The organism is Glacieibacterium sp. (genome assembly GCF_965200405.1).
In the GTDB taxonomy this organism is placed as follows: domain Bacteria; phylum Pseudomonadota; class Alphaproteobacteria; order Sphingomonadales; family Sphingomonadaceae; genus Glacieibacterium.
This window is the reverse complement of record NZ_OZ241356.1, coordinates 2830117-2855491: the sequence shown is the minus strand read 5'-3', so window position 1 is coordinate 2855491 and position 25375 is coordinate 2830117. Positions and strand designations below refer to the sequence as shown.

The following is a 25375-nucleotide window of genomic DNA, read 5'->3' as shown; positions in this document are numbered from 1 at the left end:
GGATGCGCACTGGCGCCAAGGCCCTCGTCCGCCTATCTCGTGCTGCATGGCAGCACCAATTCTCAGTCTCGAATCAATCGGCCTCAACCAGGGCACCAAGTGGCTCTTTCGCGGGCTCGACCTGTTCGTTCAGGAGCGGGATCGGCTGGCGCTGGTCGGGCGTAATGGTGCCGGCAAGACCACGCTGCTCAAGCTGATCGCCGGCGCGATCGAGTCCGACGAAGGTCGGCGCGTCCTGCGTCCGGGCATGCGGGTCGTGCTGCTGGAGCAGGATCCCTCGCTGAAGGGTTTCGCGACGCTGCGCGACTACGCCATGTCGGAACCGGACGCACCGTTGCCGCACGAAGTCGAATCCATCGCGGATCAGCTCGGCATCGACCTCGACCGCGAGGCGGCGACCGCCAGCGGCGGTGAGCGCCGCCGTGCCGCCATCGCCCGGGCGCTGGCACAGTCACCCGACCTGCTGCTGCTCGATGAGCCCACCAACCACCTCGACATCGTTGCAATCGAATGGCTGGAGACCTGGCTCCAGCGCTTCGGCGGCGCCTTCATCACGATCAGCCATGACCGCACCTTTCTTTCCCGTTTGACGCGAGCGTCCCTGTGGCTCGATCGTGGCATGCTGCGTCGGGCCGACATCGGCTTCGGCGGTTTCGAGGCGTGGACCGACCAGGTCGCCGCGGAGGAGGAGCGCAACGCCGAAAAGCTCGACACCAAGCTCAAGCAGGAACTGCATTGGCTCCAGCGCGGCGTCACGGCGCGACGCAAGCGCAACATGGGCCGCCTGACCAAGCTCGGTGAATTGCGCGAGACGCGGCGTGAGATGACCGGGCCGCAGGGCGTCGCCAAGCTCCAGATCACCGCCGAAGACACGAAGACCAAGATCGTCATCGACGCCGAGCATGTGAACAAGAGCTTCGGCGACCGCGCGGTGATCAAGGACCTTACGCTTCGCGTCCAGCGTGGTGATCGAATCGGCATCGTCGGACCGAACGGCGCCGGTAAGACGACGCTGCTCAAGCTGCTGACTGGTGAACTCGAGCCTGACAGCGGCAAGGTCCGACGTGCCGCAACCCTGCAAGGCGTCCTGATCGACCAACAGCGCGCGCTACTGTCACCCGGCAAGACCGTTCGCGACGTCATTGCCGACGGCGGCGACTGGGTCGATGTCGCCGGCGAACGCAAGCATGTCATCGGCTATCTCAAGGACTTCCTGTTCTCTGCCGACGCGCTCGACGCCAAGGTCGAGACTTTCTCGGGTGGCGAGCGCTCGCGCCTGCTGCTGGCGCGCGAGTTCGCACGACCGTCCAACCTGCTGATCCTCGACGAGCCGACCAACGACCTCGACCTCGAGACGCTCGACCTGCTTCAGGAGGTCATCGACGATTACGGCGGCACCGTACTGCTGGTCAGCCATGATCGCGACTTCCTCGATCGAACCGTCACAATGGTCGTCGGCCTCGACGGCAGTGGCTCGGCCGAGGTCGTCGTCGGCGGCTACAATGACTGGGCGGCGCGCCGGAAGGCCGCGAGTGCCGCCTCTGCGACATCGTTCGGCGCACGTACGGCAGCGGCGCCGGTCGCGGCACCAAAGCGGACGATCAAGCTGACCTACATCGAGCAACGCGAGCTCGACCAGTTGCCGGGACAGATCGAGGCGATGGGCAAGGCGATTGCCAAGGCCGAGGCGGCGATGGCCGATCCGGCACTTTATACCAAAGATCCCAAGCGCTTCGACGCGCTGAATGCCGAGGTTGAACGAACCCGCGCCGATCGTGTCAAGGCGGAAGATCGCTGGCTGATGCTGACCGACAAGGCCGAGGCGCTCGCCGCCTGACCTGACGACCATCCCGCCAGACCTCCCTCATCGCGGTGAACGCGATGCGGGAGGCGAGCAGGACGACCTCAGGCGAACTCGACGCCTTCGACGATCTTGGTCGCTGGCGGCGGCAGTTTTGCCTCGGGGACCGGACCCGCGCTGTCATGGGCGCGGATGAACTCCTCGACGACCGGAGCAATAACATTGCGCCAGCGACGGCCGTTGAAGATGCCATAATGCCCGGCGCCTTCTGCCATGAAATAGCGCTTGTCGGCTTCCGGCAGGTTGACCGCCAGATCGAGCGCAGCCTTGGTCTGGCCAAGTCCTGAGATATCGTCGCGCTCACCCTCGATGGCGAGCAGCCCGACCTTGCGGATCGCTGCTGGGTCCGCCGTGACGCCGTTGTGGACGAATTCGCCCTTGGCCACCAACTGGCGCTGGAACACCGTGTCGATCGTCTGGAGATAGAATTCCGCCGTCATGTCGCAGACCGAACGGTATTCGTCATAGAACGCCTTGGTCGCATCGGCGTCGGCATCTTCGCCCGCGACCAGATGCTTGAACATCTCCCAATGCGAATTCATGTGGCTGGCAAGATTCATCGACAGGAAGCCGCTAAGCTGCAGGAAACCTGGATAGACCTTGCGGCCGCCGCCCGGATACATCGCCGGGACCGTCGCGATGACGTTCTGCTCGAACCAGGCGTAAGGCCGCTCGGTCGCCAGATCGTCGACAGACGTCGGCGCCATCCGGGTGTCGATCGGCCCGCCCATCATGGTGAGCGTCGCCGGCAGCGCCGGATGATCGGTCGCCGACATCAGCGCGACTGCGGCGTACGCTGGTACCGCAGGCTGGCATACGGCAAGCAGGTGAGCGCCCGGTCCAACCGCCTCGGTGAACTCGATGATATAGTCGATATAGTCGTTGAAATCGAACTTGCCGTCGCTCAGCGGAACGTACTTCGCGTCGCGCCAGTCAGTGATGTAGACGTCATGACCGGGCAGCAGGCGCTCGACGGTGCCGCGCAGCAGCGTCGCAAAGTGTCCCGACATCGGGGCGACGACCAGCACGCGTGGATCGTTGCGACCGCTAACGGCGCGGACGAAGCGCTTGAGCTGGCCGAATGGCTTGCGGAGCACGATCTCCTCGCTCACGGCAACGCTGGCGCCATCGATGATCGTCGCGTCGAGGCCGAAGTCCGGCTTGCCACGTGGTGCCGCGGCATGGGCAAAAACTTCCAGCGCCCGGGCAACGAGCGGGCTCGAACTGACGTACGACATCGGGTTGGCCGGACTGAGCAGCCATTCCGAAGTTTGCTGCGCCGCTGCACCGACCCCCGCCAGCCACGAGCGCTGCAATTCATACGCATTGTATAACATCGAGAATTCCTGAAAATTCGCGGCTCCCCCCGCCGCGCGCTGCGTGTGTGCCACAGAGCAGGTGCAGCATAAAGCGATAACGGTTGGCAAGCCCCGGCAGTTGCGTCCGCGTCGATTGAGTGACGCTCAATGGTCTGTTAGGTGGCAGTATGGCCTCTCCTTCACAGTTCGACGCCCTGCCCTCGCGCAAGTTCAGCAATCTCGGCCTGCTCTGGCAGTTTCTGCGCCAGTATCCGACTCAATTGGTGGCCGCCGTGCTGGCGCTGATGGTTGCTGCCGGCGCGACCATCGCGATCCCGCAGGGCTTCAAGCTGATCGTCGACAACGGCTTCAAGGCGGGCAGCGATCCAGCCGCGATCGCGCCGTATTTCTGGACGCTGCTCGGCATCGTCGTGGTGATGGGCGCAGCGACGGCGGTGCGCTTCTATTTCGTCAGCTGGATCGGTGAGCGCGTCGTCGCCGACCTGCGTCGCGCCGTGCACCGCCACCTGCTGTCGCTTGATCCCGCCTTTTTCGAAGAGAACCGGCCGTCGGAAATCGCCTCGCGACTGACCTCGGACACCGCGGTGATCGAGCAGGTCGTGTCGTCGAGTGCGTCGATCGCCCTGCGCAATTTCTTCATGGGCATCGGCGGGCTGATCTACATGGCGGTGCAGAGCATCAAGCTGACCGGCTCGATGCTGCTGGTCATCCCCATGACCATCCTGCCGATCGTGCTGCTCGGACGCCGGGTGCGGACGATGTCGCGGACCAGCCAGGACCGTATTGCCAACGTCGGTTCGATCGTTGCTGAGACGCTGGGGGCGATCAAGGTGGTGCAGGCTTTCACCCAGGAGCCTCGCGAAGCAGCACGCTTCGGGGCGGCCGTCGAGGACGCCTTCGCCGCCGCCAAGCGCCGCATCACCGTCCGCGCCGGCATGACGGCGATGGTCATCACGCTGATCTTCGGGGCGATTACGCTGGTGCTGTGGGAGGGCGCGCTCGACGTCGTCAGCGGCAAAATGACCGGCGGGACGATCACCGCTTTCGTGCTGGCAGCGGCGATCACCGCGGGCGCGTTCGGCGCGCTGACCGAGGTCTACGGCGACGTGATGCGCGCTGCGGGGGCGAGCGGCCGGATACAGGAATTGCTGGCCGCGACGCCCGACATCCGCGCGCCGGCAGAGCCGACGCGACTGCCGCCTGCCGAGGGGCGGCTCAGCCTGGAGCGTGTCACATTCCAATATCCGACCAAGCCGGACGCGCCGTCGCTGGTCGACTTCAGCCTGGACGTCGCGCCGGGTGAAACGGTCGCCGTCGTCGGGCCGTCGGGAGCCGGCAAGTCGACATTGTTCGCGCTGGTCCAGCGTTTCTACGACCCGCAGTCGGGTGTCATCCGCGTCGACGGGGTTGCATTGACCGACGCCGACCCGCGAGACGTCCGCGGTCGGATCGCGGTGGTCCCGCAGGAGACCGTGGTCTTCGCTGCGACCGCGTACGAGAACATCCTGTACGGACGGCCGGAAGCGACGCGGGAGGAAGTCTGGGCGGCAGCCGAGACGGCGAACGCTGCCGACTTCCTGCGTGAGCTGCCACAGGGCATCGACACGTTTCTCGGCGAAGCGGGATCGCGTCTATCGGGCGGCCAGCGCCAGCGCCTGGCGATCGCGCGTGCAGTGCTGCGTGACGCCCCGATCCTGCTGCTCGACGAGGCCACATCATCGCTCGACGCGGAGTCGGAGCAGCTGGTGCAGCGCGCGCTCGACCGCTTGATGGCAGGACGCACGACGCTGGTCATTGCGCATCGATTCTCCACCGTGCGCGGCGCGGATCGCATCGTCGTGCTCGATGGCGGCCGCATCGTGGCGCAGGGCACGCACGATCAACTCTACGCGCAGGGTGGCCTGTACGCCCGCCTCGCCAGGCTCCAGTTCGAGGAAGGCCGGCCCGAAGTCGCTTAGCGCTTCGCGGTCGGAGAGGCCGTCTGCGCGAGTTTAGGGCGGATTGGCGTTGCGCAGGTGCGGCCGCGGGCAACGCTTGACCCTCTGCCGTTGTAGGCACGCAGAGGCGCCTGGAGCTATTTAGACAGGCCCCTGGAGCATACCTGATCACCGCTCGACAGGCCGCATGACGGATCAGCCTACGCTGCATTTACCGTCGCGGATCAGCTCAGCATGCGCCCGCGCTAGCGTCGGACCGGATCGTCGCTGCAGTTGCGACGGAAGGACCTTGAGAACGCAAAGAAAAAGCCCGGGCGCTGCCCGGGCTCTCGCCGATCTTCAACTGCTGCGAGATTTCACAGCAGGTCGTGATCCGTCTTAGCTGGCGTAGGCTTCGTTACCGACGAAGCCCATCTTGGTGACGCCGGCCTGCTGGGCCGTTGCCATCACCTTGTCGACGACTTCGTAGCGAGCCAGGCCCTCGGGGTGAAGGCGCAGTTCCGGCTCGGTCGGCAATGCCACGGCCTGCTTGAGGTAGCCGTTAAGCGTCGGCAGCGTGACCTCGGTCTTGTTCCAGTAGATGTTGCCGAGGAAGTCGATGTCGATCTGGTTGAACACCGGATCCACGGTCTGCGGCAGCGGGTTGGGCGGCGGCAGATCGAGCTTCACGGCATGCGTCTGGATCGGGATGGTGATGATGAACATGATCAGCAGCACCAGCATGACGTCGATCAACGGCGTCGTGTTGATGTCCATCATCGGCGCGCCTTCGCCGCCGCCTCCGGATGACATTGCCATTCTATACTACTCCTGACGCCGGTCCCGCAGGACCGGCGATTGTTCGGGACTATTCGCGGGAAACGTTGCCGATGGTCGGCTCGGAGATAAAGCCGATCTTCAGGAAGCCGGCACGCTGCATGGTGAAGATCACCCCGCCGACGCAACGATATTCCATGTCCTTGTCACCGCGGATATGGACTTCCGGCAGTTCAACCTTGCCGCCCAGGTCCTGCTGACGCTTGATGTCGGCCTTGAGGGCGACGACACCACGATCCAGCAGTTCCTGCTTGGTTTCGATCTTCTGCTGGCCCCAGAAGGTTTCGCAGTCCTTGGTAACCGAGATCAGCACGTTTTCCGGCTTGGTCTGCGTGGCGATGTTGGTCACCGTTGGCAGCTTGACCGGCACCGTCTGCAACACCGCCGGGACCGTGATCAGGAAGATGATCAGCAGAACCAGCATGACGTCGACGAGCGGCGTCGTGTTGATGTCCGACATCGGCGCTTCGCTGCCGTCCTCGGAAGGAGATCCGACGTTCATCGACATGGGCGGTATCCTCTATTCGCCACCCTTGGCTCAGCGAGCCGCCGGGGCGACGGGCTTGGCAGTCGAGACTGGTGCGGCACCGACCGGCTGGGCGATACGCGAACCCGAAACCAGGGCACCATGAACGTCAGCGGCGAAGTTGCCGAGGCGCTCCGAGACGTCCTTGTTGCGACGGATCAGCCAGTTGTAACCAAGCACGGCAGGAACGGCGACGGCGAGACCGAGAGCGGTCATGATCAGTGCTTCACCGACCGGACCTGCGACCTTGTCGATCGAAGCCTGGCCCGCGATGCCGATGTTGATCAGAGCGCGGTAAATACCGATAACCGTACCGAACAGACCGATGAACGGCGACGTCGAACCGACCGAGGCGAGGAACGCGAGGCCAGTCTGCAACTTCGACTGGACGTTGGCGTTCGAACGGTTGAGCGCCATCGTCACCCACTCGTGCTGATCGATCTTGTCGGTCAGGCGACCTTCGTGATGGTCGGAAGCGCGCAGGCCGTCGTCGATGATCTGACGGAACGCCGAATTCTTGTCGAGCTTCTTGGCACCTTCGGCGAGCGACGGAGCAGCCCAGAACTTCTTCTCGAGATCCTTGGCGTCGTTCAGGACCTTCTTCTGGTCGTACCACTTGGTGAAGATGATGTACCACGAAATCAGGGACATCACGACCAGAATGCCGAACACTGTCTGGGCGATGATACCGCCCTGGGTCAGTGCGGCCATTAGGCCATAAGGATTTTCGCCTGCGTTCATATTCGGTTCCCTTGCGTCTTGTCTGGATCTTTAGAGTTACGAGCCGCCGCGCGGGTTGACCCCGCTGGCAGGATTATTTGCGGTTGATCTGCCAGCGGATGCGCTTGCTAAGCGTCGAAGCCACAGGAGTGCCGTTCGTCAGCGCCGGCTTGAAGCGCCAGCGTGTCTGGGCGATCTTGCAGGTTCGCTCGTCGAGCTTCGGGAAGTTGCTCGTTGCCGTGACCTGGCAAGTATCGACGCGACCTTGCGCGTTGATGCTGACCTGAACGGACGTCACGCCTTCTTCCTCGGCACGCAGCGACGCTGGCGGATAGTCATCCTCGCTGACCTCGAAGATGCGCGAGTTCGCCGGCTGGGCTGCCTGCGTCGGACCAGTCGGTGCCGGCGGCGGCGGGGGCGCAGCCGGAGCCGGAGGTGCCGGCGTGAACGTCGGCTGCGGCTGCGGGGTCGCAGCCTGGACCGAGATCGTCGGCGGAGGCGGAGCATCACTCTGTACGGTCACCTCGGGAGGTGGCACGTACGGCGGGATCTCGATATCCTTCGGCGGCGGGGGCGGCGGCTCTTCTGGCGGCGGTGCCTCTTCCTTAACGTTGACGGCCTCGATCGGCTCGATCACCTTCTTGATCGCCTTAAGCGCCAAGCCGGTAACGAAAGCGTAAGCGAGGAGCGCGTGGATGATGCCGACCACTATAAGAGCGATCAGGCGGTTCCGGCTCATTCCTTGATCCGCATAAGCCATGGGCTGTGCGACACTCCCTCCAAAACTGTTCCCGTCACCGTGACTTGAACCATGACCGGCCGCCGGTTTTCCGGTCTTGCGGTCTAGCCTCAAAACCGGACGCACGACCGGGACGGTCATGCGGCGGCGACGATGACAACGCATAGCGCCAACTTACGTTGCGGCGATGCCCGTCGGAGGCAAGTGTTAGCCGCGCGTTAGCGATGCCGCAACCGCTTTGTCGCCTTGCCAGTGCCGCAATCTCTCATCTATCGACACGGGATTGTTCAGGAGGTCCGTTGTGAGCCCTATCTTCCGTGCCGCCGCCACCGCCCTGTTCTTCGCTGCCTGTTTTAATACCTCATCGCCGACAAATGCGGCAACTGCTCCTGCGCCGGTCAAGTTGGCGACGACTGTGCCGACCTACGCAGACCTTGTTTCGTTGACGTTGGGGTCGCCGGTCATCGTCCGGGCAACGATCATCAAGGCCGAGCGTCTTGGCAACAAAGACGCTCCGGATGTCGCAGCGGGCCGCGCGCGCTTGCTGATGACCGCCCAGATCAACGCTGCTCTGATTGCTCCCGACGCGGTTCCGGCGATGATCTCGTATCTTGTCGAGCTTCCCCTCGATGCGCGCGGCAAGGTGCCGAAAGCGAAGGGTGCGGCCGTTCTACTATTCCTGCGGCCCAGCGAACGTCCCGGCCAGTATTCGCTGGTGCGCGCCGCCGCGCAGCTGGATGCGGATGCGCAGGTCGAAGCGACGCTGCGCACGATCATCACCGAGGCTCGCGCCAACACGGCGCCGAATGTCACCGGGGTCGGCAATGCCTTCCGCGTGCCGGGGTCGGTGCCGGGTGAAGCCGAAAGCCAGTTCTTCCTGACCACCGCGAGTGGCCGTCCGGTGTCGCTGGTGGTGCTGAGCCGTCCCGGCCAGCAGCGGACCGTACAACTCGCCGTCGGTGACGTCATCGACGACAGCGCGGCAACCATAAAGCCGGCCACTCTGACCTGGTACCGCCTCGCATGCTTCCTGCCAAAGTCCCTGCCCGCCCGCGTCGGCGGCGACGACCTTGCAGCACTTGCCGACGATTATGCGCTGGTCCTGTCGCGCCTCGGACCATGCGAGCGTCGGATCTAGCGGCCTAGAAGGCGCTGAACGACGCGAGTTCGACGCCGACGGCGGCGCAATCCGGATAGATGTCGGGCTTGCGGGTGTTGACGCGGACAGCCGTGACGCCGCGCCGTGCCGCGATCATCGCGTAGATCTGGTGGGCGACGCTTTCCTGCAGGTTGAAGCGCCGCCCGGCGACGAGTTCCAGGATGCCGGTGCGGAGACGGTCGTAGTCCCAGGCCTCCTCGATGCTGTCCGTATCGGGAAAGCTTTGGGCGTCGACCCAGACTTCGACGGTGACGTGCAGGCGCTGCGGGTTGCCGATCTCGAACGCGTGGAAGCCGATATCGCATTGGAACTCGAGATCCTCGAGCACGATCTTGCGCGACTGCGGGCGCAGGGCGTCGGGCACCAGGCCGTCGAGGGTCGCCAGCTGCATCATTTGTCCACCATGAAAGCCACGTCGCGCGGCAGGCCCATCAGGCGCTGCCCGCCGTCGAGAGTGATGATCTGCGCGTTGAGGGTCGGCGTCGCCACGATAAAGCGCAGTGCCCCGACGATCTCGGCTACCTCGACGCCCCGGCCGAGCGGATTGAGCGCATGGACCGCCTCGAAATTCTCGCGGCTCTGCGGTCCGCTGACCATCGTCACCGACGGCGCGATGCCGTTGACGCGGAGGCGCGGCGCATAGGCCCGGGCGGCCAGCTCAGTCAGGCCGGCAAGACCGATCTTGGATAGCGTGTAGGAGAAATAGTCCGGGTTGAGCGCCGACAGCTTGGCGTCGAGGATATTGACCACGCACGCGGTCGTCCCCGGCTCGACCGCGTCGGCGAAGGCGCGCGTCAACAAGGCCGGCGCGCGCAGGTTGACGTCGAAGTGCGTCGTCCAGCGATCCAGCTCGAAATCCTGAATCGTGTCATAGTCGAAGCGCGAGGCGCTGTTGACCAGCAGGCCGAGCGGTGGTGCGCCGACGGCAGCGGCCAGGATAATATCGGCGGCGCCGGGGTCTGACAGGTCGGCAGCGACGACGCGGGCGCCCTGCCCGACTTCGGAAGCCAGCGCTTCGGCTTCGACACGCGACTGGTGGCAATGGATGATTACCGTCCAGCCGTCGGCGGCAAGGGCGCGGACCAGCTCGGCGCCGATGCGCTTGGCACCGCCGGTGACGATTGCGGTGCGGGGCGGCAAGCTCGACATGCCGGCTGACTAGCCGTGGACAGGCATCGGGACAAGCTGCTGCATAATTGGGCAGACCAAGGCCGGCAGGCGCCCGGCCCTGTGTAAGCCCGGCGCACACCCCCGCCATCCTGCCCCCGCCCACCTGCTTATCCACAGTCGCCGTGGATAAGCTTTTGCTGTGGGTGGAAACCCGGCCGCCGTACGCCTAACTTGGCAACTCAATGGCGCAACCCCCCATCCCAGACCGATTTTCCGACCAGAACGCGACGTTCACGGTGCGCGGAAAAGAGACACCCGACATCCAGGTCGGAGTCGAGGCTATCCGCAACGTCTTGAGAACATTACCGCAACGCCCGGGTGTTTACCGGATGCTGGATAGCGCCAACGAGGTCCTGTACGTCGGCAAGGCACGCAGCCTGAAGGCGCGGGTGACGAATTATACCCAGGTGACTCGGCTGCCGCGCCGATTGCAGCGGATGGTCGCGCAAACCCGGTCGATGACGATCGTCACGACCAACAGCGAATCCGAGGCGTTGCTGCTCGAGGCGCAACTGATCAAGCGGTTCCGCCCGGCGTACAACGTGCTGCTCCGCGACGATAAGAGCTTCCCCTTCATCTTCCTGCGCGAGGATCATGCCTTCCCGCGCATCGCCAAGCATCGCGGCGCACGGGTCGGCAAGGGCATCTTCTATGGGCCATTCGCCAGCGCCGGAGCGGTCAACGTTACGCTGAATGCTCTGCAGAAGGTCTTCCTGCTGCGGTCCTGCTCCGACAGCTTCTTCGCCAACCGGTCGCGGCCTTGTCTGTTGCACCAGATCCGGCGCTGCTCCGCGCCGTGCGTCGGCAGGATCGACGGCCCGGGCTACGCGGAGTTGGTCGACGACGCCAAGGCGTTCCTGTCGGGGCGCAGCCAGGAAACGCAGCGCAAGCTTGGCGCAGCGATGGAGACTGCGGCGGCAGCGATGGACTTCGAACTGGCCGCGGTGTTTCGCGACCGTTTGCGCGCGCTGACCTACATCCAGGGTAGCCAGGCGATCAACGCCGGCGACGACGCGCGCGATGCCGACATCGTCGCGATGGCGAGCAATTCCGGCATCATCTGCATCCAGATGTTCTTCATCCGCGGCGGCCAGAACTGGGGTCACCGAAGCTTTTTCCCGGCTCACACCGCCGACGTTCCCGAGGACGAGGTGCTGACCTCGTTCCTGGCGCAGTTCTACGAGGATGTGCCCTGCCCGCGCGAAGTGCTGATCGACCGGACGCTGACCGAAATGGCGCTGGTCGCCGATGCCCTGTCCGAGCGCGCCGAGCGACGGGTCGAGCTGCGCCATGCCCAGCGCGGTCCGGCGCGACAACTGGTCGCGCAGGCCAAGCGCAATGCCGAGGAGGCGCTGGAGCGACGGCTGGCCGAATCGACGACTCAGGGCGTGCTGCTGCGCGAGCTGGCCGAGCTGTTCGACCTGGATACTCCGCCGCAGCGCATCGAAGTCTATGACAACAGCCACATCATGGGCACCAATGCGCTGGGCGCGATGATCGTCGCGGGGCCTGAGGGCTTCCGCAAGAACCAGTATCGCAAGTTCAACATGAACGATGCCAGCATTACGCCGGGCGACGATTTTGCCATGATGAAGGCAATGCTGGCGCGGCGCTTCGCCCGGCTCGAGCGCGAGGACCCCGACCGGACCAGCGGCGAGTGGCCCGACCTGCTGCTCATCGACGGCGGCAAGGGCCAGTTGTCGAGCGTCAATGAAGTGCTCGGCGAGATGGGCGCGCATGGTATTTGTGTCGTCGGCGTCGCCAAGGGACCGGACCGCAACGCCGGGCGCGAAACTTTCCATCTGCCGTCGGGCAAGGAGCTGACGCTGCCGCCGAACTCGCCGGTGCTGTTCTTCCTGCAGCGCCTGCGCGACGAGGCGCATCGCTTCGTCATCGGCGCCCACCGTGCCAAGCGGTCGAAGGCAATCGTCGTCAATCCGCTCGACGAGGTTCCCGGCATCGGCCCGTCACGCAAGCGTGCACTGCTGATGCATTTCGGTACGTCGCGCGCCGTGCGTGGGGCGACGCTCGAGGATCTGGAGAAGGCGCCCGGCATCAGCAAGGCCATGGCCGCCAGCATCCACGGCCACTTCCACCCCCGGGGCTAAGCCTGCTAGCGTGCGATCTTCTCTGCTGGAGCAGGTACGAATGACACTGACCCTCTACACCGCCGCGACGCCGAACGGCTACAAGGTCTCGGTCGCGCTGGAGGAACTGGGGCTGCCCTATGAGGTGCACCGGATCGACCTGATGAAGGGTGAGCAGAAGGAGCAGTGGTTTCTCGATATCTGCCCGAACGGGCGCATTCCGGCGCTAACCGACGATGGTTTCGCGATCTTCGAATCGGGCGCGATCCTGGTCTATCTGGCGGAGAAGACCGGTCAGTTGATGCCGACCGACGCGCAGGGACGCAGCAGGGTCATGCAGTGGCTGATGTTCCAGATGGGCGGCGTCGGCCCGATGATGGGCCAGGCCAACGTATTTTTTCGCTATTTCCCGGAGAAGATTCCGGCCGCCATCGCGCGTTACCAGGGCGAGTGCCGGCGGTTGTTCACGGTGCTCGATACCCAGCTCGGCAAAACCGAGTATCTGGCTGGCGACTATTCGATCGCCGATATCGCCAACTGGTGTTGGACCCGGACTGCCAGCTGGTCGGGTGTCGCGGTCGACGGCCTGCCCAATCTGGCACGCTGGAACGACGCCATCGCGGCGCGCCCGGCAGCCCAGCGCGGCATCGTCGTACCAGAAGACGCATCGCAGAAGATGAAGGACGGCGAACTGGCGAAGAAGTTTGCGGCGGGTGCACGCAGCATGATCGAGATGGGCAAGCCCGCCTGACGCGTCGGCGTCACAGCCCCCGGAACGTCGCGTAATCCTCCAGCGGCGCCCGCCTCGCGTGCAGCGCATTCGCCGGTGCGGCCGGGTCCTTGAGGCCGATCGCCATGCCGGTGAACAGCATCCGCTCGGGCGGGATGTCAAGAAATCCGCGGATCGTCTCCGGGTAGATCGCCCAGCATTCCTGCGGGCAGCTATCCAGCCCTTCCTCACGCAACAGCAGCATCACCGTCTGCAGGTACATGCCGAGGTCGCTCCACTGCGGCGGACCCATGCTCCGCGCCACCGAGCAGAACAATGCCATCGGCGCCCCGAAGAACTGGAAGTTGCGTGCGAACCACTGCAGCCGCGCCAGCTTGTCGGTGCGCGGGATGCCGAGCGCCGCGTACAGATCCTCGCCGACCTCGAAGCGGTACTTGCCGTGCCGCTCGGGCAACTCCTTGGGGTAGATGTCGTATTCGGTCGGCTCACCCTTTGGCGCCTCCTCGATCCGCTGCATCATCAGCGCCTTCAGGTCGGCAAGCGGCTGGCCGGCGATGACGTCGATATGCCAGGGTTGCAGGTTGCCGCCCGATGGCGAGCGCGAGGCGGTGTTCAGCACGCGGCGGATAACCGTGGCATCGACCGGCGTGTCGAGAAAGCCTCGCACCGAGCGGCGGCTGTTGACGGCTTCGCTGACCTGCATATTCACGCACCTTGTCCGGTTGAGCCGCGCCGCTTGATAGCCTAACAACGCCCGGTGTTGTCCAGCCTCCCGAACCTCCTGACGCTCAGCCGCATCCTTGCCGTGCCGCTGTTGGTGCTCCTGCTGTGGCAGCCGGGATGGCTTGGTTTCCTGACGGCGTTCCTGCTGTTCTGCATTGCCGGGGCGACCGACTACCTCGACGGCTATCTGGCACGGGCGCGCGGCACGGTGTCGAAGCTCGGGATTTTCCTCGATCCGGTTGCCGACAAGATCATGGTCGCGGCGACCATCGTCATGCTGGTGCACACCGGCATCGTACACGACTGGGCGGTGATCCCGGCGCTGATCATCCTGCTGCGCGAGATCACCGTATCGGGGCTGCGCGAATACCTTGCCGGACTGCAGGTCTCGTTGCCGGTCAGCGCGCTGGCTAAGTGGAAGACCGCGGCCCAAATGATCGCCCTCGGCGCGCTGATCCTGGCGGGTGCGGCAGCGCTCAAGGCACCGTGGTTTCCAGTGATGCAGATCGGGCTGGTCTGCCTGTGGATCGCAGCGGGGCTGACCGTCATTACCGGCTACGACTATCTGCGGGTCGGCCTGAAGCACATGGCGTGATCTCGCTGCTGTATTTCGCCTGGGTGCGCGAGAGCATCGGCATCGGCGAGGAACAAATCGAGCCCGGCGCGGCGACCGTCGCCGAACTGCTCGACCAGCTGCCTAGCCGTTCGCCGGGGCATGCCGCGGCGCTCGCCGACCGCGGCGCGATCCGGGTGGCTGTCGACCAGGCTTTCGTCGGTTTCGACGCCCCCGTCCGCGATGGCAGCGAGGTTGCGATCTTCCCACCGGTGACCGGAGGCTGAGATGATCGACGTCCGCGTCCAGGCCGGCACCTTCGATCTTGGCGCCGAGGTTGCGGCGCTGACCGCCGGGCGTATCGATGTCGGGGCGGTGGTGACCTTCACGGGACTGGTCCGCGATGTCGCCATGACCCTGGAGCATTATCCCGGCATGACCGAGCGCCAACTGCGCGGCATCGCCGACGAAGCCGCCGCGCGCTGGCCGGCGATATCGGGCACCGTGATCCACCGCTACGGCTCGCTCGAACCCGGGGACCCGATCGTGCTGGTCGCGATCACCGCGCCCCACCGCGCCGAGGCATTCGACGCGGCATCCTTCCTGATGGACTGGCTCAAGACCCGCGCGCCATTCTGGAAGCGCGAGGCCGGTACCGGCTGGGTCGCGGCCAAGGACAGCGACGATGCCGCCGCTGCCCGTTGGTCACCGCGCTAGGCGACGTCGAGCACGACCTTCCCGGTCGCCTTGCGGTCCATCAGCCAACGGATCGCCAGCGGCCCGTCGTCCAGTGAAAAGTGCTTGCTGATGTGCGGCTTCAGCTTGCCCTCTCGGTACCAGCCGAGCAGCTCGGCCATGTTCTCGCGGTGAACGGCGGGCTCGTGCTGGGTGAAGGCGCCCCAGAACACGCCGACGATCGACGCGCCCTTGATCAGCGGCAGGTTGAGCGGCAGCACCGGAATGTCGCCCGCCGCGAAGCCGACGACCAGATAGCGACCGTTCCACGCCATGCCACGGAATGCCGGGTCGGCGAAGCGATCGCCGACCGGATCGTAGATCACGTCGACGCCGCGCCCGCCGGTCAGCCGCTTGACCTCGTCCTTCAGGCTGAGCTCGTTGTAGTTGATCGTCTCGTCGGCGCCGTAGTCGCGGCAGACCTGCAGCTTCTCCTCGGTCGAGGCTGCGGCGATGACCTTGGCGCCCATCAGCTTGCCGAGTTCGACCGCGGTCAGCCCAACGCCGCCCGCCGCGCCCAGTACCAGCAGCGTCTCGCCTGGCTGGAGCCGGGCGCGTTGCTTCAAGGCATGGTGCGAGGTGCCATAGGTCATAGTGAAGCCGCTCGCGATGTCGAACGGCATGTCGCCGGCAATCGGAACGATCTGCGCGCGGTTGGCGATAACGGCTTCGGCATAGCAACCGTTGCCGGTCATCGCGACGACGCGGTCACCGATCGCCAGGTCGGTGACACCCTCGCCGAGCGCGTCGATCACGCCTGCAGCCTCGCCACCCGGCGAGAACGGCAGCGCCGGCTTGAACTGGTAGAGGTTCTGGATGATCAGCGTGTCGGGAAAGTTGACGCCGGCCGCATGAACCTTGACGCGGACCTGGCCCTTGCCCGGCTCGGGCAGCGGGACGTCGCGCACCACCAGCTTCTCCGGCATGCCATGTTCGACGCAGAGGACGGCTTTCATCGATCTCTCCCAACCCAGGTTTTGCGGTTGTGTAGCGCCCCCGAGCCATGCCCGTCACCCGGCAAAAAAATGGCGGCGGTTTGACCCGCCGCCATCGTCAGTCTGTCGGGTCGACTAGATGATGCCGGTTGCGGCACCCGTCGAAGCACGACCGTAATAATCGTCGACCTCGCGACCGCGCGAACTAAAGTCACCGTCGTCGATCTCGTCGCGCGAGTAATTCGGTGCGCCGCGGATCTGATCCGTGGTCTGGCCGATGTTATAGCCGCCCTTGTCGGTGTCGTAGGTCAACACATTCCACGGCAATGGGTGATAACGCTCGCCGATGCCGAGGAAGCCGCCGAACGACATCACTGCATAGGCGACCTTGCCGGAACGCTTGTTGAGCATCAGGGAGTCGATCGTGCCGAGGCGCTCGCCGCTAGCATCGTACACGGCGGTACCCTGGACCTTGTCGGCCGAGATCAGCGTGCCGGTCTCGTCGCTATTGACGTCCTCGGTACGGTCGCGAGCGTCGTCGTCGATGTTATCGCCGCGCGGTCCTGCATTGTAGCCACCACCGAGCGGGCCCGTACCTGCGGTCGACGTTCCGGCGGTTGCGCTGCCATAGCCGGCACTGGTCCCGGCGCCGGTCAGCACTGCATCGCCGCCGCTGGACCTTGTGCCGGTCGCACCACCACCGAAGCTGGTGTCGGTCGCGCCGGCGATGTCCGCCGTGCGAGCGCCGGTCGCGGTATCGTTATAGTTGCTGCGGCCAGTGCCGGTCCCGCTGGTGCTGTTGCCCATCTCGTTGCTGCCCATGCCGGTATTCGACAGGTTGCTTCCACCCATGCCCGCGCTGGCACCGAGGTCACCGGCCTTGGCGCGCTCCTGCTGGGTCAAATCGTCACTATATTCGGGACTGCGGCCGCCATTGTCGACAGCGCCTTGACCGGTAATCCGTTCGTCGCTCATCACAACCTCCTCAAATACAGCAAGAACTAGCTACTTGCAGATGCCTGTCTAAACCCGAGACTAGCGATGCCGGTTCCGGCGGCTTGCCGCTCGGCGCTCACGCTTGGCCTATCACTGGCATTGGACCCGATGCTGGATTATAGCAGTTACAAACCGGGCCGGCACAGACCGGCGGAGACGCGAAGACATGGCGCTGTTCGACTATCTGGCCTCGATCAAGGCCCGCGATCCCGCGCCGCGTTCCCGCTGGGAGATACTGCTGTACCCCGGCGTCTGGGCGCTGGGTTTCCACCGCATCGGTCATGCACTGTACAAGGCGGACCTGTTCTTCGCGGCGCGCGCGGTCAATCATCTCGCACGTTTCTTCACTGCGATCGACATCCATCCGGGTGCTACGATCGGGCGCAATTTCTTCATCGATCACGGCTTCGTGGTGATCGGCGAGACCGCGGTGATCGGTGACGACGTGACCATCTACCAGTGCGTCACGCTGGGCGGCACCGATCCGGCCGGCGGCGTCGCGGGCAAGCGTCACCCTACCCTCAGCGACGGCGTCATCGTCGGTTCCGGTGCACAGGTGCTCGGCCCGATCATTGTCGGCAAGCGGGCCCGAATCGGCGCCAATGCCGTCGTTACCCGTGACGTGCCGGAGGGTGCGACCATGGTCGGCATCCCGGGGCGGCAGGTGGTCGTCGACGCCGAAGCCTATGCCAAGCCGTTCATGCCGTACGGCACGCCGTGCAGCCAGCGCTTCGATCCCGAGACTCAGAAGCTGGAGATCCTGCGCTGCGAGGTCGAGACGCTGCGGGCCCGCATCGACGCGCTGACCCGCGAGGATACCGGTGGCCGCGACGTGAAGCAGGCGGGCTGACCCTGTCGAACGTCCTGCCGCTGCCGGTCCGCGGGGCCGTCCAGACGGTGTTCGATCGGCTCGAACTCAACACCATCCTGGATATCTACGGCCGGATGGTCTCGGCCGGCTTGTGGCGCGACTATGCCATCGAGTTCGGCAAAGACCGCGCGCTGTTCTCCGCCTTCCGCCGCTCCAGCGAGCGGCCAGAGATGCAACTGGTCAAGGAGCCGGCGTTGCGCCTCAAACAGGGTCAATATGCGCTGATCGGCGAGGCCGGGGCGGTGCTCAAACGCGGCCACGAACTTCGCCCGGTGCTGGCGCCGATCGAGCGCAAGCTGTTGCGGCTGGTCGGCGACTGATTTCAGGCGATACGCCCGGCGTTGATCCGCAGGGTCTGCGCCGCCAGCCGCTCCGCTTCTGCCCGGTCGTGAGTGACATAGAACACCGGGATCGGGAACGCGGCGAACAGACGTTCCAGCGCCTCCAGCAACAGGTTGCGGGCATCGCTGTCCAGCGCCGACAACGGCTCGTCCATCAGCAACAGCTGCGGCTGGCTCAACAACGCCCGGGCGATCGAGGCGCGCTGTGCCTCGCCGCCGGACAGTCGCTCGGGCTGTCGATCAAGCAAGTCGCCGATGCCGGTCGCGGCGACGATCGCCTGCCGTTCGAAGCGCCCCGCCCCGGCCCGTTGCGCCGCATAGTCGAGGTTTTGGGCGACGCTGAGGTGAGGCAGCAGCCCCGGCCCCTGCGGGACGTAGCCGATGCGTCGCCGGTGCGCCGGAACGAAGCTCCGTCCCGACTGCCAGACGATATCGCCGAACCGCACCTCGCCGTCGTGCCGGTCCAGGCCGGCGAGCGCCCGCAGCACGCTGGTCTTGCCCGATCCCGATGGTCCGACCAGCGCCGTGACGCCCTGCCCCGGCACCTCGAAGTCGACATCCAGGCTGAAGTCGCGCCCCAGCCGCCCTGCCAGCCGCACCGCGATCATGGTCGCAGCCCGCCGATCCGCCGCTCGACCAGCAGCAGCGCCAGCAGCGTCGCGAAGGCGAACACCACCAACCCGGCGGCGATCCGGTGCGCCGCCTCGAACTGCAGGCTCTCGACGAGCTGATAGATGCGCGTCGACAGCACTTCGGTACGCCCCGGGATGGCGCCGCCGATCATCAGCACGACGCCGAACTCGCCGACGGTGTGCGCGAACACCAGGATCGCCGCCGACAGGAAGCCGCGCCGGGCCAGCGGCAGCGCCACCGTCGCGAAGCTGTCGAGCGGCGACGCGCTCATCGACGCGGCCAGTTCCAGCGGCCGGTCCCCGATTGCCTCGAACGCCGTTCGCAGCGGCTGCACGGCGAACGGCAGCGAATAGAATAGCGAGCCGATCACCAGCCCTTCGAACGTAAAGGCCAGCGTCCGGATGCCGAACGGATGGAGCAGCGCCATCAGCGGACTGTCCGGCCCCAGCGCGACTAGCACGTAGAACCCGATCACCGTCGGCGGCAGCACCAACGGCAGCGCCGACAGTGCCCCGGCGATCTCCTTCCACCATGACCGCGACCGCGCCAGCCACCAGGCCAGCGGCGTCGCCAGCACCAGCAGCAGCACGGTCGTGATCGCCGCCAGTTCGGCGGTGGTGAGCAGGATGGTCTTCATCGACGGTGGGGCGAACCTCTACCGCACCTCGTAGCCGTAGCGCCGGATGATCGCCACTGCCTCACGCCCCTTCAGGAATTTGACGAACGCCTTGGCCACCGGGTTCGCGGCGCCGGACTTGAGCAGCACCGCCTGCTGGTCGATCGGCTTGTGCAGCGTCTTCGGAACCAGCCAGCGCGAACCACCTGGCACGGCGATCACCTGGCTTTGCGCCACAAAGCCCAGCTCCGCCGCGCCCGTCGCAACGAACTGGTACGCCTGGGTGATCGAGCTGCCGCGGACGATCCTGCCCGACAGTGCCGGATAGACGCCGAGCGCCTGCATCGTCTCGACCGCCGCGGTGCCATAGGGCGCAGCCTCCGGGTCGGCGATGGCAAGGTGGGCGAAGCTGCCGGACTTAAGCACCTTGCCCGCCGGATCGACGACGCCCGGGGTGGCCGAGTACAGCATCAGCCGACCCACGGCATAGGTGAAGCGACTGCCTCGCACCGCCAGCCCGTCCTGCTCGGCGCGTCGTGGCCGGTCGGCATCGGCGGACAGGAACACCTCGAACGGCGCACCGTGCGATATCTGGGTGTAGAACGCGCCCGACGCGCCGAAGCTCAGGATCGCAGTATCGCCAGTCGCCTTCTGGAAGGCCGCCGCAATCTGTTTGGCCGGCTCGGTGAAATTGGCGGCGACCGCGACCTGCGTTTCCGCGGCCATCGCCGGCAGCGCCATCCCGATCAGCACGGCGGCGGCCAACAGGCGGCCTGGAACGATCGACATGTCGAGACCTCTCGTCTGCTGCTTGCTTGCGGAACTGCCGCCTCGAGCCATTCCCGGCAAGTCGCAAATTGCCCTAGCGGCTGAGCGCGGTCGTGTCTGCCGCGGGTCCACCGACCTTCATGTTCCCGGGGCCGCTGCAGCCCAAGCGGCCGGAACGGACGAACTTCTGGATGCGCTTCCCGGTGTCGACCTCGGCCGTGTAGATATTTCCAAGGCTGTCGGTGGCGACCTGGTGCAGCCAGTGGAAATCGCCCGCCATGCGCCCGTTCCGGCCAAGGCGGCCAAGCTCCTGCAACGTGCGGCGATCGAGGATGTAGATCGTCATGTTCGAGTTATCGCCGACGTACAGGCACGACTGCGCCTTGTCGGTCGAGAAATTGACCGAAACGGTCGTGCCGGGAATGCTGGTATTGGTGTGCTCGCTGATGAACTGTTCCGTCAGATAGCCGCACTGCCCGGGCGTACCCGCCGGGTTGCGGCACGGCTTGCCGAGCGCGGCGCTGTTGCTATCGAAGACCTGCACGCGGTTGTTGCCCCGGTCGCAGACATAGACTTTGCCGTCCGCCGCGATCTTGACGCAGTGCACCGGCGGCCGGAAGAACGCCGGCTTGCGGTTGCCGCGCGCATAATCGTCGATCCACGGTCCAGCAGCCTCGGCCGCCGCGTCGTCGACCGGGTTGTTCCCATAAGCGCCGAAATGGCCGATGTAGCGGCCAGTGTCGGCATCGACGATCAGGACGTGCCGATTGCCATAACCGTCGGAGATATAGAGTCGATTGGTGCGAGGATCGACGACCATGTCGGTCGCTCGGTACAGCAGCGGGGTGCCGCCGATCCCGCCCTTGATGTCGTTGCTGTCCGGACCCGACGGGGTGCCGCCGATGCGCATCTTGAAGTTGCCGTCCATGTCGAACTTCAGGACGAAACCGTCGCCGCCCGCCGTGTTGGTGTCCCACGGCGTCGATACCCGGCTGGCCCCGGCCCGCGGCGCCACGGCGTTGCCCGAGATCCAGACGTTGTCCTTGTCGTCGACATAGATGCCGTGCTCGCTGGCGGGCCAGATACAGCCGTCCTCGGCCTTGCACTTGCCGCCGATGAAGCCGGGGTCGGAGGGGCCACCCCATGATCTCAGCAACTTGCCCTGGGCATTGAATTCCAGCACCGCAGGCGCCGCCTTGCAGCAATCGGCTGCGGGGCCGTAAGGACGCTCGAAGCTGAGACCGTTGACCGGCACGCCCTTCGGGCCTGGCTTGCCGGAAACGGCATCTTCCAGCCCGGCTTCCTCGTTGGTCATCGTGCGGGCGCGATTGTAAACCCAGACATGGTCGTGGCGATCGACGAAAAGCCCACCGACCTGGCCGAGCAGCCAGTCGTGCGGCAGTCGCTGGGGCCAGCCCGGTTCGACCGCAAAGTCCGGGGTCCGCGCCGTCGCCGGGCGATTGTACACCCCGGTCGCCGCGACAGCCGGGCCGGCGACCGCCATCAATCCAGCGACAGCCAAGAGCCATCCGCCAACCAGTCGCGCCATCGATCACCCCCCGCGCCTCGGATGGGCGCCCGCTGCAAAGGCTAGGCTCCTGCCCAGGCAACGGCAATGTCGTCGATCAAGTCCGAGCAACACGAAAGACCGGCTCGGTCAGGTAGCCCTCGCGCAGCTTCTGGATGACCGCCCATGTCGCGAAGTATCGTCGCCGGTTATACGCCGAGCGCGCCATAGGGCCGGAGTTTACGGAAGCGGGCGCTCAGCAATAGGCTCTGGCCGATGGCCCCCGCCATTATCAACGCCGGCGACCGAGCGGCGCATATCTTGCGAACTCGCCGGTTCACAATGGCGCAGGCGGGTGCTCCTCGAAATATCCGGGACGCCCCGGTTGCCAGTGACAAACATCCTTAACGGCCCAAAACGTCTGGAAAGTCGCGTTACTATCCACGACGACTAGCGCACTTCCGCGTAAATGATGCTAACCCGCCGTTAACGGCCGGTGTTCAAGCCTTACCGGTCGTGGAACGCCCGCCATCTAGACCATGGCGGGCGTTCGTTGCTTACGTACATGATTCAGGCTTGCCGCGGCGCCGGTTGGTGGGCTGCATTCACAATACGCCACCCGCTCAGCAGCCCACCCCAGCATGCGCGCTGGCCCGACTCTGTTTAGTTATCAATGGTTAAAAATGTCCCCAGCAACTTTGGATAGGGCTGAGGTCTGTGGCATCGCCTTCACACACACTCTGGTAATCTGGCGTTGTTTGATGTTAAAAATTTATTTCGGAGACGCAGAACCAAATCGCTTGGCATGCGTATATCCGTGAACATGCCACCAGCTGCCGGATTTCCCATGCGTTCGCTTTTCAATGCCCTCCAGGCGATGTTGCGGTGGCTCTCCGCTTCCGACGATGTTTGGGAGCGTCGGGCCACATCGGATCGCACCGATGGACTGCACCGCTTCGCCCAGGCTTCGAAATCAGATCGCTACGGTCGCTAAACGTCCGTCGTCATTGTGTGACTTTCCACTTGTAAGCGCACAACTCAGCCTCCACCCTTCGTCCCGCTGGTCGCCGCCGGCAACAGCCTGACAGAGGTGTCGATGCTAATCCGAGCTGGGTTCGAGATCGTTCTTGGCGTCAACGTGCCGACGGCCATGACGGCAATGTTGAAGGTCCATCCCTCACGCGCCGGCGACCTGCTCGAGCCCGATCACGTCCATGTCTCGGGCGGCGTTCCGCACCATGAGTATATCGACAGCTTCGGCAACGTCTGCACGCGCCTGACGCTGCCCCCCGGCGACACTGTACTCAGCTGCGACCTGCTCATCCACGACAGCGGTATTCCGGACATCCAGTCGCCGGACGCGCGCCAGCATCCGGTCGAGGAGCTTCCCGACGATATCCTCGTCTATCTCCTCGGCAGCCGGTACTGCGAAACCGATCGCCTGTCGGGCCTGGCGTGGAACCTGTTCGGCCATGTCGAACCCGGCTGGAGCCGCGTCCAGGCGATCGTCGACTATGCGCACCGCCAGATGACCTATGGCTATGAATATGCGGACCCGATGCGCACCGCCTGGCAGGGCAACGAGCAGCAGGTCGGCGTCTGCCGCGACTTCGCCCATCTCGCGGTCGCCCTGTGCCGGTGCATGAACATCCCGGCACGCTATTGCACCGGCTACCTCGGCGACATCGGCGTTCCGCCCGCGGCTTCGGCAATGGATTTCCATGCCTGGTTCGACGTTTACCTTGGCGGCGCGTGGCATGTTTTCGATGCGCGCCACAATCACCCGCGGATCGGACGCATCCTGATGGCGCGCGGCCGCGATGCCACCGACACGGCGCTGACCACCACCTTCGGGCCGGTCTGGCTCAACGGCTTCAAGGTCCACACCGACGAAATCCCCGAGCAGGGTTGAATTATCGCCGGCGGCTTGCCTCTGCAGCATGAGGTTTGGCTGCAGTACGGTTCGTCACGGCGGAATACCCTGCGATGATCCTCCACTTTGGGACAGTCCGAACCTCAGCCGGGATAGACTGTTCGATACAGCTCTCGCTATACCGCTACGTCTAGTCTAGTTTGCTTTCACCGGGTTGGACTATTGATTCCCGGTGAAACACTGTTCGCCTCGATGTTGACATCTTGAGGTTGAGTGGATCGACTTAGGAGATACTCCATGAAGATCACGACAATGCTTGTCGGCGCGACGACGCTTCTGATGCTGCCGATGGTAGCGCAGGCCCAGTCCGCCGCTCCTGCGACGGCGCCGGTCGACCAGGCCATGCCTGCGGCCCCGGCAGCGCCTGATCCCGCTGCCGCACCCGCCGCGACACCTGCTGCAGAGGCACCTGCGACAGCGCCTGCCGTGGCCTCCGCTGCCGACGGCGTCACCAAGGAGGGCGGCAAATATATGAAGGACGGCCGCAAGGCGACGAAGGACGAGATCGCCGAGTACAAGAAGGCCGGCAAGGCTCGTCACGAATAGCCCCGGCGTATCGGATTGATCCTGCCCATGGTGCCATCAGCCCGGCACCATGGGCAGTCGTCTGTCCGGACTTGGCGAGCCGGAGGTTTCGGCGCTATGCCGGAGTGTCGCTGCCGCTCGGGCGCGATACTATCGGGAAGCCGCAATGAAGTTCCTCGCGTTCGGAGAGATCATGCTCCGACTGTCGCCGCCGGGGCGCGAACTGCTGCTGCAGACCCCCGCGTTGCAGGTCTGGGTGGCGGGCGCGGAGGCCAACGTCGTGACGGCGCTGGCGCGGCTGGGGCATGATGCCGGGCTGGTCAGCGCGGTGCCGGACAACGACCTCGGGCGCTCTGCCCTGAGCACGTTGCGCGGCCACGGCGTCGATACCGGCGGCATCCAGCTGGCTGGCGACCGGATGGCGCTGTATTTCGTCACCTCCGGCGCCGGGATGCGCGCCACCGAGGTCATCTACGACCGCGCGCACTCCAGCTTTGCCGAACTACCGCAGGACGCCTGGGATTGGCCGGCGCTGCTGCAGGGTGTCGATCGCCTGCACCTGTCCGGGATCACCCCCGCCCTCGGTCCGGTGCCGGCGCAGAGCGCCATCGCAGCGGCTCGCGCTGCCAGCGAGCGCGGCATCCCGGTCTCGTTCGATGGCAATTACCGCGCCAAGCTTTGGGAACGCTGGCCCAGCGATCCGCGCGCTATCCTGACCGAGCTTGTCGGGCACGCCGACTTGCTGTTCGGCAATCACCGCGACATCGCGCTGCTGCTCGACCGCGAGTTCGGCGGAGATGGCGAAGAACGGCGGCAGGAGGCGGCGGCGGCAGCGTTCGCGGCGTTTCCCAAACTCGAGATGATCGCGTCGACCTCGCGTACGGTCGAAAGCGTCGATTGCCACCGCCTGTCCGCGCGCATCGATACCAGAGCCGGCCATGTGCAGACCGGCGAGGCGGTGATCTCCGGCATCGTCGACCGCATCGGTGCCGGCGACGCCTTCGCAGCCGGTGTCCTCCACGCGTTGCGCCACGGCAAGGACGCCGGCGAAGCGGCCCGGAGCGGGCTGGCGCTGACCATCCTCAAGCACTCGCTGCCCGGCGACGCCAGCCTGTTCCGCCCGGCGGACCTCGAAGCCTTTGCCGCCGGTGGCCTCGACGTCCGACGCTGAGCCG

27 protein-coding genes are annotated in these 25375 nt (G+C 65.3%); 13 read left to right on the top strand and 14 right to left on the bottom strand.

The window, feature by feature from the left end:
- Window positions 1–46 precede the first annotated feature (46 nt).
- Entirely contained in the window at window positions 47–1837 is a 1791-nt protein-coding gene (locus ACOFKW_RS13265) for an ABC-F family ATP-binding cassette domain-containing protein (RefSeq protein WP_419814620.1), read from the top strand.
- Between the two features lie 68 nt (window positions 1838–1905).
- Here the strand turns inward: ACOFKW_RS13265 and ACOFKW_RS13260 are convergent, their stop codons facing one another.
- Window positions 1906–3198, bottom strand: a complete 1293-nt coding sequence (locus ACOFKW_RS13260; protein WP_419814619.1) for a polyhydroxyalkanoate depolymerase — start codon at window positions 3196–3198, stop codon at window positions 1906–1908.
- A gap of 149 nt (window positions 3199–3347) precedes the next feature.
- Here ACOFKW_RS13260 and ACOFKW_RS13255 point away from each other — a divergent pair, with 149 nt between their 5' ends.
- Window positions 3348–5138, top strand: coding sequence for an ABC transporter transmembrane domain-containing protein (locus ACOFKW_RS13255; RefSeq protein ID WP_419814618.1), 1791 nt, complete (start codon window positions 3348–3350; stop codon window positions 5136–5138).
- A 357-nt stretch (window positions 5139–5495) separates the two neighbouring features.
- Here ACOFKW_RS13255 and ACOFKW_RS13250 read toward each other — a convergent pair whose 3' ends face one another.
- The 4 genes from ACOFKW_RS13250 to ACOFKW_RS13235 form a co-directional block, all read right to left on the bottom strand.
- Window positions 5496–5915 (bottom strand): ExbD/TolR family protein, encoded by a 420-nt coding sequence (locus ACOFKW_RS13250; RefSeq protein ID WP_419814617.1) that lies wholly within the window; start codon window positions 5913–5915, stop codon window positions 5496–5498.
- Window positions 5916–5964: 49 nt separating this feature from the next.
- Entirely contained in the window at window positions 5965–6441 is a 477-nt protein-coding gene (locus ACOFKW_RS13245; RefSeq protein ID WP_419814616.1) for an ExbD/TolR family protein, read from the bottom strand.
- 30 nt (window positions 6442–6471) lie between these two features.
- Window positions 6472–7200 carry a MotA/TolQ/ExbB proton channel family protein gene (locus ACOFKW_RS13240; RefSeq protein ID WP_419814615.1) on the bottom strand — a complete coding sequence of 243 codons (729 nt, stop codon included), beginning with the start codon at window positions 7198–7200 and terminating at the stop codon, window positions 6472–6474.
- 73 nt (window positions 7201–7273) lie between these two features.
- Entirely contained in the window at window positions 7274–7888 is a 615-nt protein-coding gene (locus tag ACOFKW_RS13235) for a TonB family protein (protein ID WP_419814614.1), read from the bottom strand.
- A 331-nt stretch (window positions 7889–8219) separates the two neighbouring features.
- Between ACOFKW_RS13235 and ACOFKW_RS13230 the strand changes: the two genes are divergently transcribed.
- Window positions 8220–9056, top strand: a complete 837-nt coding sequence (locus ACOFKW_RS13230; protein WP_419814613.1) for a hypothetical protein — start codon at window positions 8220–8222, stop codon at window positions 9054–9056.
- A 4-nt stretch (window positions 9057–9060) separates the two neighbouring features.
- On the opposite strand, the gene ACOFKW_RS13225 is transcribed toward ACOFKW_RS13230, so the two are convergent.
- Window positions 9061–9471, bottom strand: a complete 411-nt coding sequence (locus ACOFKW_RS13225; RefSeq protein WP_419814612.1) for a dihydroneopterin aldolase — start codon at window positions 9469–9471, stop codon at window positions 9061–9063.
- Window positions 9468–10226: an SDR family NAD(P)-dependent oxidoreductase gene (locus ACOFKW_RS13220; RefSeq protein ID WP_419814611.1), complete on the bottom strand. Its 759-nt coding sequence runs from the start codon at window positions 10224–10226 to the stop codon at window positions 9468–9470. The genes ACOFKW_RS13225 and ACOFKW_RS13220 overlap by 4 nt, the downstream gene beginning before the upstream one ends.
- 203 nt (window positions 10227–10429) lie before the next feature.
- Between ACOFKW_RS13220 and uvrC the strand changes: the two genes are divergently transcribed.
- Together uvrC and ACOFKW_RS13210 are read left to right on the top strand one after the other, a co-directional pair.
- The gene (gene uvrC / locus ACOFKW_RS13215; protein ID WP_419814610.1) at window positions 10430–12355 is read left to right on the top strand and encodes an excinuclease ABC subunit UvrC; all 1926 of its coding nucleotides are present in this window, start codon (window positions 10430–10432) and stop codon (window positions 12353–12355) included.
- A gap of 40 nt (window positions 12356–12395) precedes the next feature.
- Window positions 12396–13085, top strand: a complete 690-nt coding sequence (locus ACOFKW_RS13210; protein WP_419814609.1) for a glutathione S-transferase family protein — start codon at window positions 12396–12398, stop codon at window positions 13083–13085.
- Window positions 13086–13095: 10 nt separating this feature from the next.
- Here ACOFKW_RS13210 and ACOFKW_RS13205 read toward each other — a convergent pair whose 3' ends face one another.
- On the bottom strand, window positions 13096–13767 hold the full coding sequence (locus tag ACOFKW_RS13205; protein WP_419814608.1) for a nitroreductase: 672 nt from the start codon (window positions 13765–13767) through the stop codon (window positions 13096–13098).
- Window positions 13768–13824: 57 nt separating this feature from the next.
- On the opposite strand from ACOFKW_RS13205, the gene pgsA reads away from it, so the two are divergent.
- From pgsA to ACOFKW_RS13190, 3 genes are read left to right on the top strand one after another with little or no spacing between them, the layout of a single operon-like run.
- Window positions 13825–14382: a CDP-diacylglycerol--glycerol-3-phosphate 3-phosphatidyltransferase gene (gene pgsA, locus ACOFKW_RS13200; RefSeq protein WP_419816945.1), complete on the top strand. Its 558-nt coding sequence runs from the start codon at window positions 13825–13827 to the stop codon at window positions 14380–14382.
- Window positions 14379–14627, top strand: a complete 249-nt coding sequence (gene moaD, locus ACOFKW_RS13195; RefSeq protein WP_419814607.1) for a molybdopterin converting factor subunit 1 — start codon at window positions 14379–14381, stop codon at window positions 14625–14627. The genes pgsA and moaD overlap by 4 nt, the downstream gene beginning before the upstream one ends.
- A 1-nt stretch (window position 14628) precedes the next feature.
- Window positions 14629–15057, top strand: coding sequence for a molybdenum cofactor biosynthesis protein MoaE (locus ACOFKW_RS13190; protein ID WP_419814606.1), 429 nt, complete (start codon window positions 14629–14631; stop codon window positions 15055–15057).
- Here ACOFKW_RS13190 and ACOFKW_RS13185 read toward each other — a convergent pair.
- On the bottom strand, window positions 15054–16031 hold the full coding sequence (locus ACOFKW_RS13185; protein ID WP_419814605.1) for an NADPH:quinone oxidoreductase family protein: 978 nt from the start codon (window positions 16029–16031) through the stop codon (window positions 15054–15056). The genes ACOFKW_RS13190 and ACOFKW_RS13185 overlap by 4 nt on opposite strands.
- Window positions 16032–16145: 114 nt before the next feature.
- Window positions 16146–16985 carry a PRC-barrel domain-containing protein gene (locus tag ACOFKW_RS13180; protein WP_419814604.1) on the bottom strand — a complete coding sequence of 280 codons (840 nt, stop codon included), beginning with the start codon at window positions 16983–16985 and terminating at the stop codon, window positions 16146–16148.
- A 187-nt stretch (window positions 16986–17172) separates the two neighbouring features.
- Here ACOFKW_RS13180 and epsC point away from each other — a divergent pair, with 187 nt between their 5' ends.
- Together epsC and ACOFKW_RS13170 are read left to right on the top strand one after the other, a co-directional pair.
- Entirely contained in the window at window positions 17173–17856 is a 684-nt protein-coding gene (gene epsC / locus ACOFKW_RS13175; RefSeq protein ID WP_419814603.1) for a serine O-acetyltransferase EpsC, read from the top strand.
- A gap of 2 nt (window positions 17857–17858) precedes the next feature.
- The gene (locus ACOFKW_RS13170) at window positions 17859–18197 is read left to right on the top strand and encodes a DUF2794 domain-containing protein (RefSeq protein WP_419816944.1); all 339 of its coding nucleotides are present in this window, start codon (window positions 17859–17861) and stop codon (window positions 18195–18197) included.
- 2 nt (window positions 18198–18199) lie between these two features.
- On the opposite strand, the gene ACOFKW_RS13165 is transcribed toward ACOFKW_RS13170, so the two are convergent.
- From ACOFKW_RS13165 to ACOFKW_RS13150, 4 genes are all read right to left on the bottom strand, one after another.
- A complete protein-coding gene (locus ACOFKW_RS13165; RefSeq protein WP_419814602.1) occupies window positions 18200–18826 on the bottom strand; it encodes an ATP-binding cassette domain-containing protein in 627 nt (208 codons plus the stop codon).
- Entirely contained in the window at window positions 18823–19488 is a 666-nt protein-coding gene (modB, locus tag ACOFKW_RS13160; RefSeq protein WP_419814601.1) for a molybdate ABC transporter permease subunit, read from the bottom strand. The genes ACOFKW_RS13165 and modB overlap by 4 nt, the downstream gene beginning before the upstream one ends.
- Window positions 19489–19506: 18 nt before the next feature.
- On the bottom strand, window positions 19507–20256 hold the full coding sequence (gene modA / locus ACOFKW_RS13155; protein WP_419814600.1) for a molybdate ABC transporter substrate-binding protein: 750 nt from the start codon (window positions 20254–20256) through the stop codon (window positions 19507–19509).
- A 73-nt stretch (window positions 20257–20329) separates the two neighbouring features.
- On the bottom strand, window positions 20330–21739 hold the full coding sequence (locus ACOFKW_RS13150; protein ID WP_419814599.1) for a hypothetical protein: 1410 nt from the start codon (window positions 21737–21739) through the stop codon (window positions 20330–20332).
- A 1099-nt stretch (window positions 21740–22838) separates the two neighbouring features.
- Between ACOFKW_RS13150 and ACOFKW_RS13145 the strand changes: the two genes are divergently transcribed.
- From ACOFKW_RS13145 to ACOFKW_RS13135, 3 genes are all read left to right on the top strand, one after another.
- Complete coding sequence (locus ACOFKW_RS13145; RefSeq protein ID WP_419816943.1) at window positions 22839–23654, top strand: transglutaminase-like domain-containing protein; 816 nt, start codon at window positions 22839–22841, stop codon at window positions 23652–23654.
- Window positions 23655–23912: 258 nt separating this feature from the next.
- Window positions 23913–24221, top strand: coding sequence for a hypothetical protein (locus tag ACOFKW_RS13140; RefSeq protein WP_419814598.1), 309 nt, complete (start codon window positions 23913–23915; stop codon window positions 24219–24221).
- A gap of 145 nt (window positions 24222–24366) precedes the next feature.
- Entirely contained in the window at window positions 24367–25371 is a 1005-nt protein-coding gene (locus ACOFKW_RS13135; RefSeq protein ID WP_419814597.1) for a PfkB family carbohydrate kinase, read from the top strand.
- The last annotated feature ends 4 nt before the right edge of the window (window positions 25372–25375 follow it).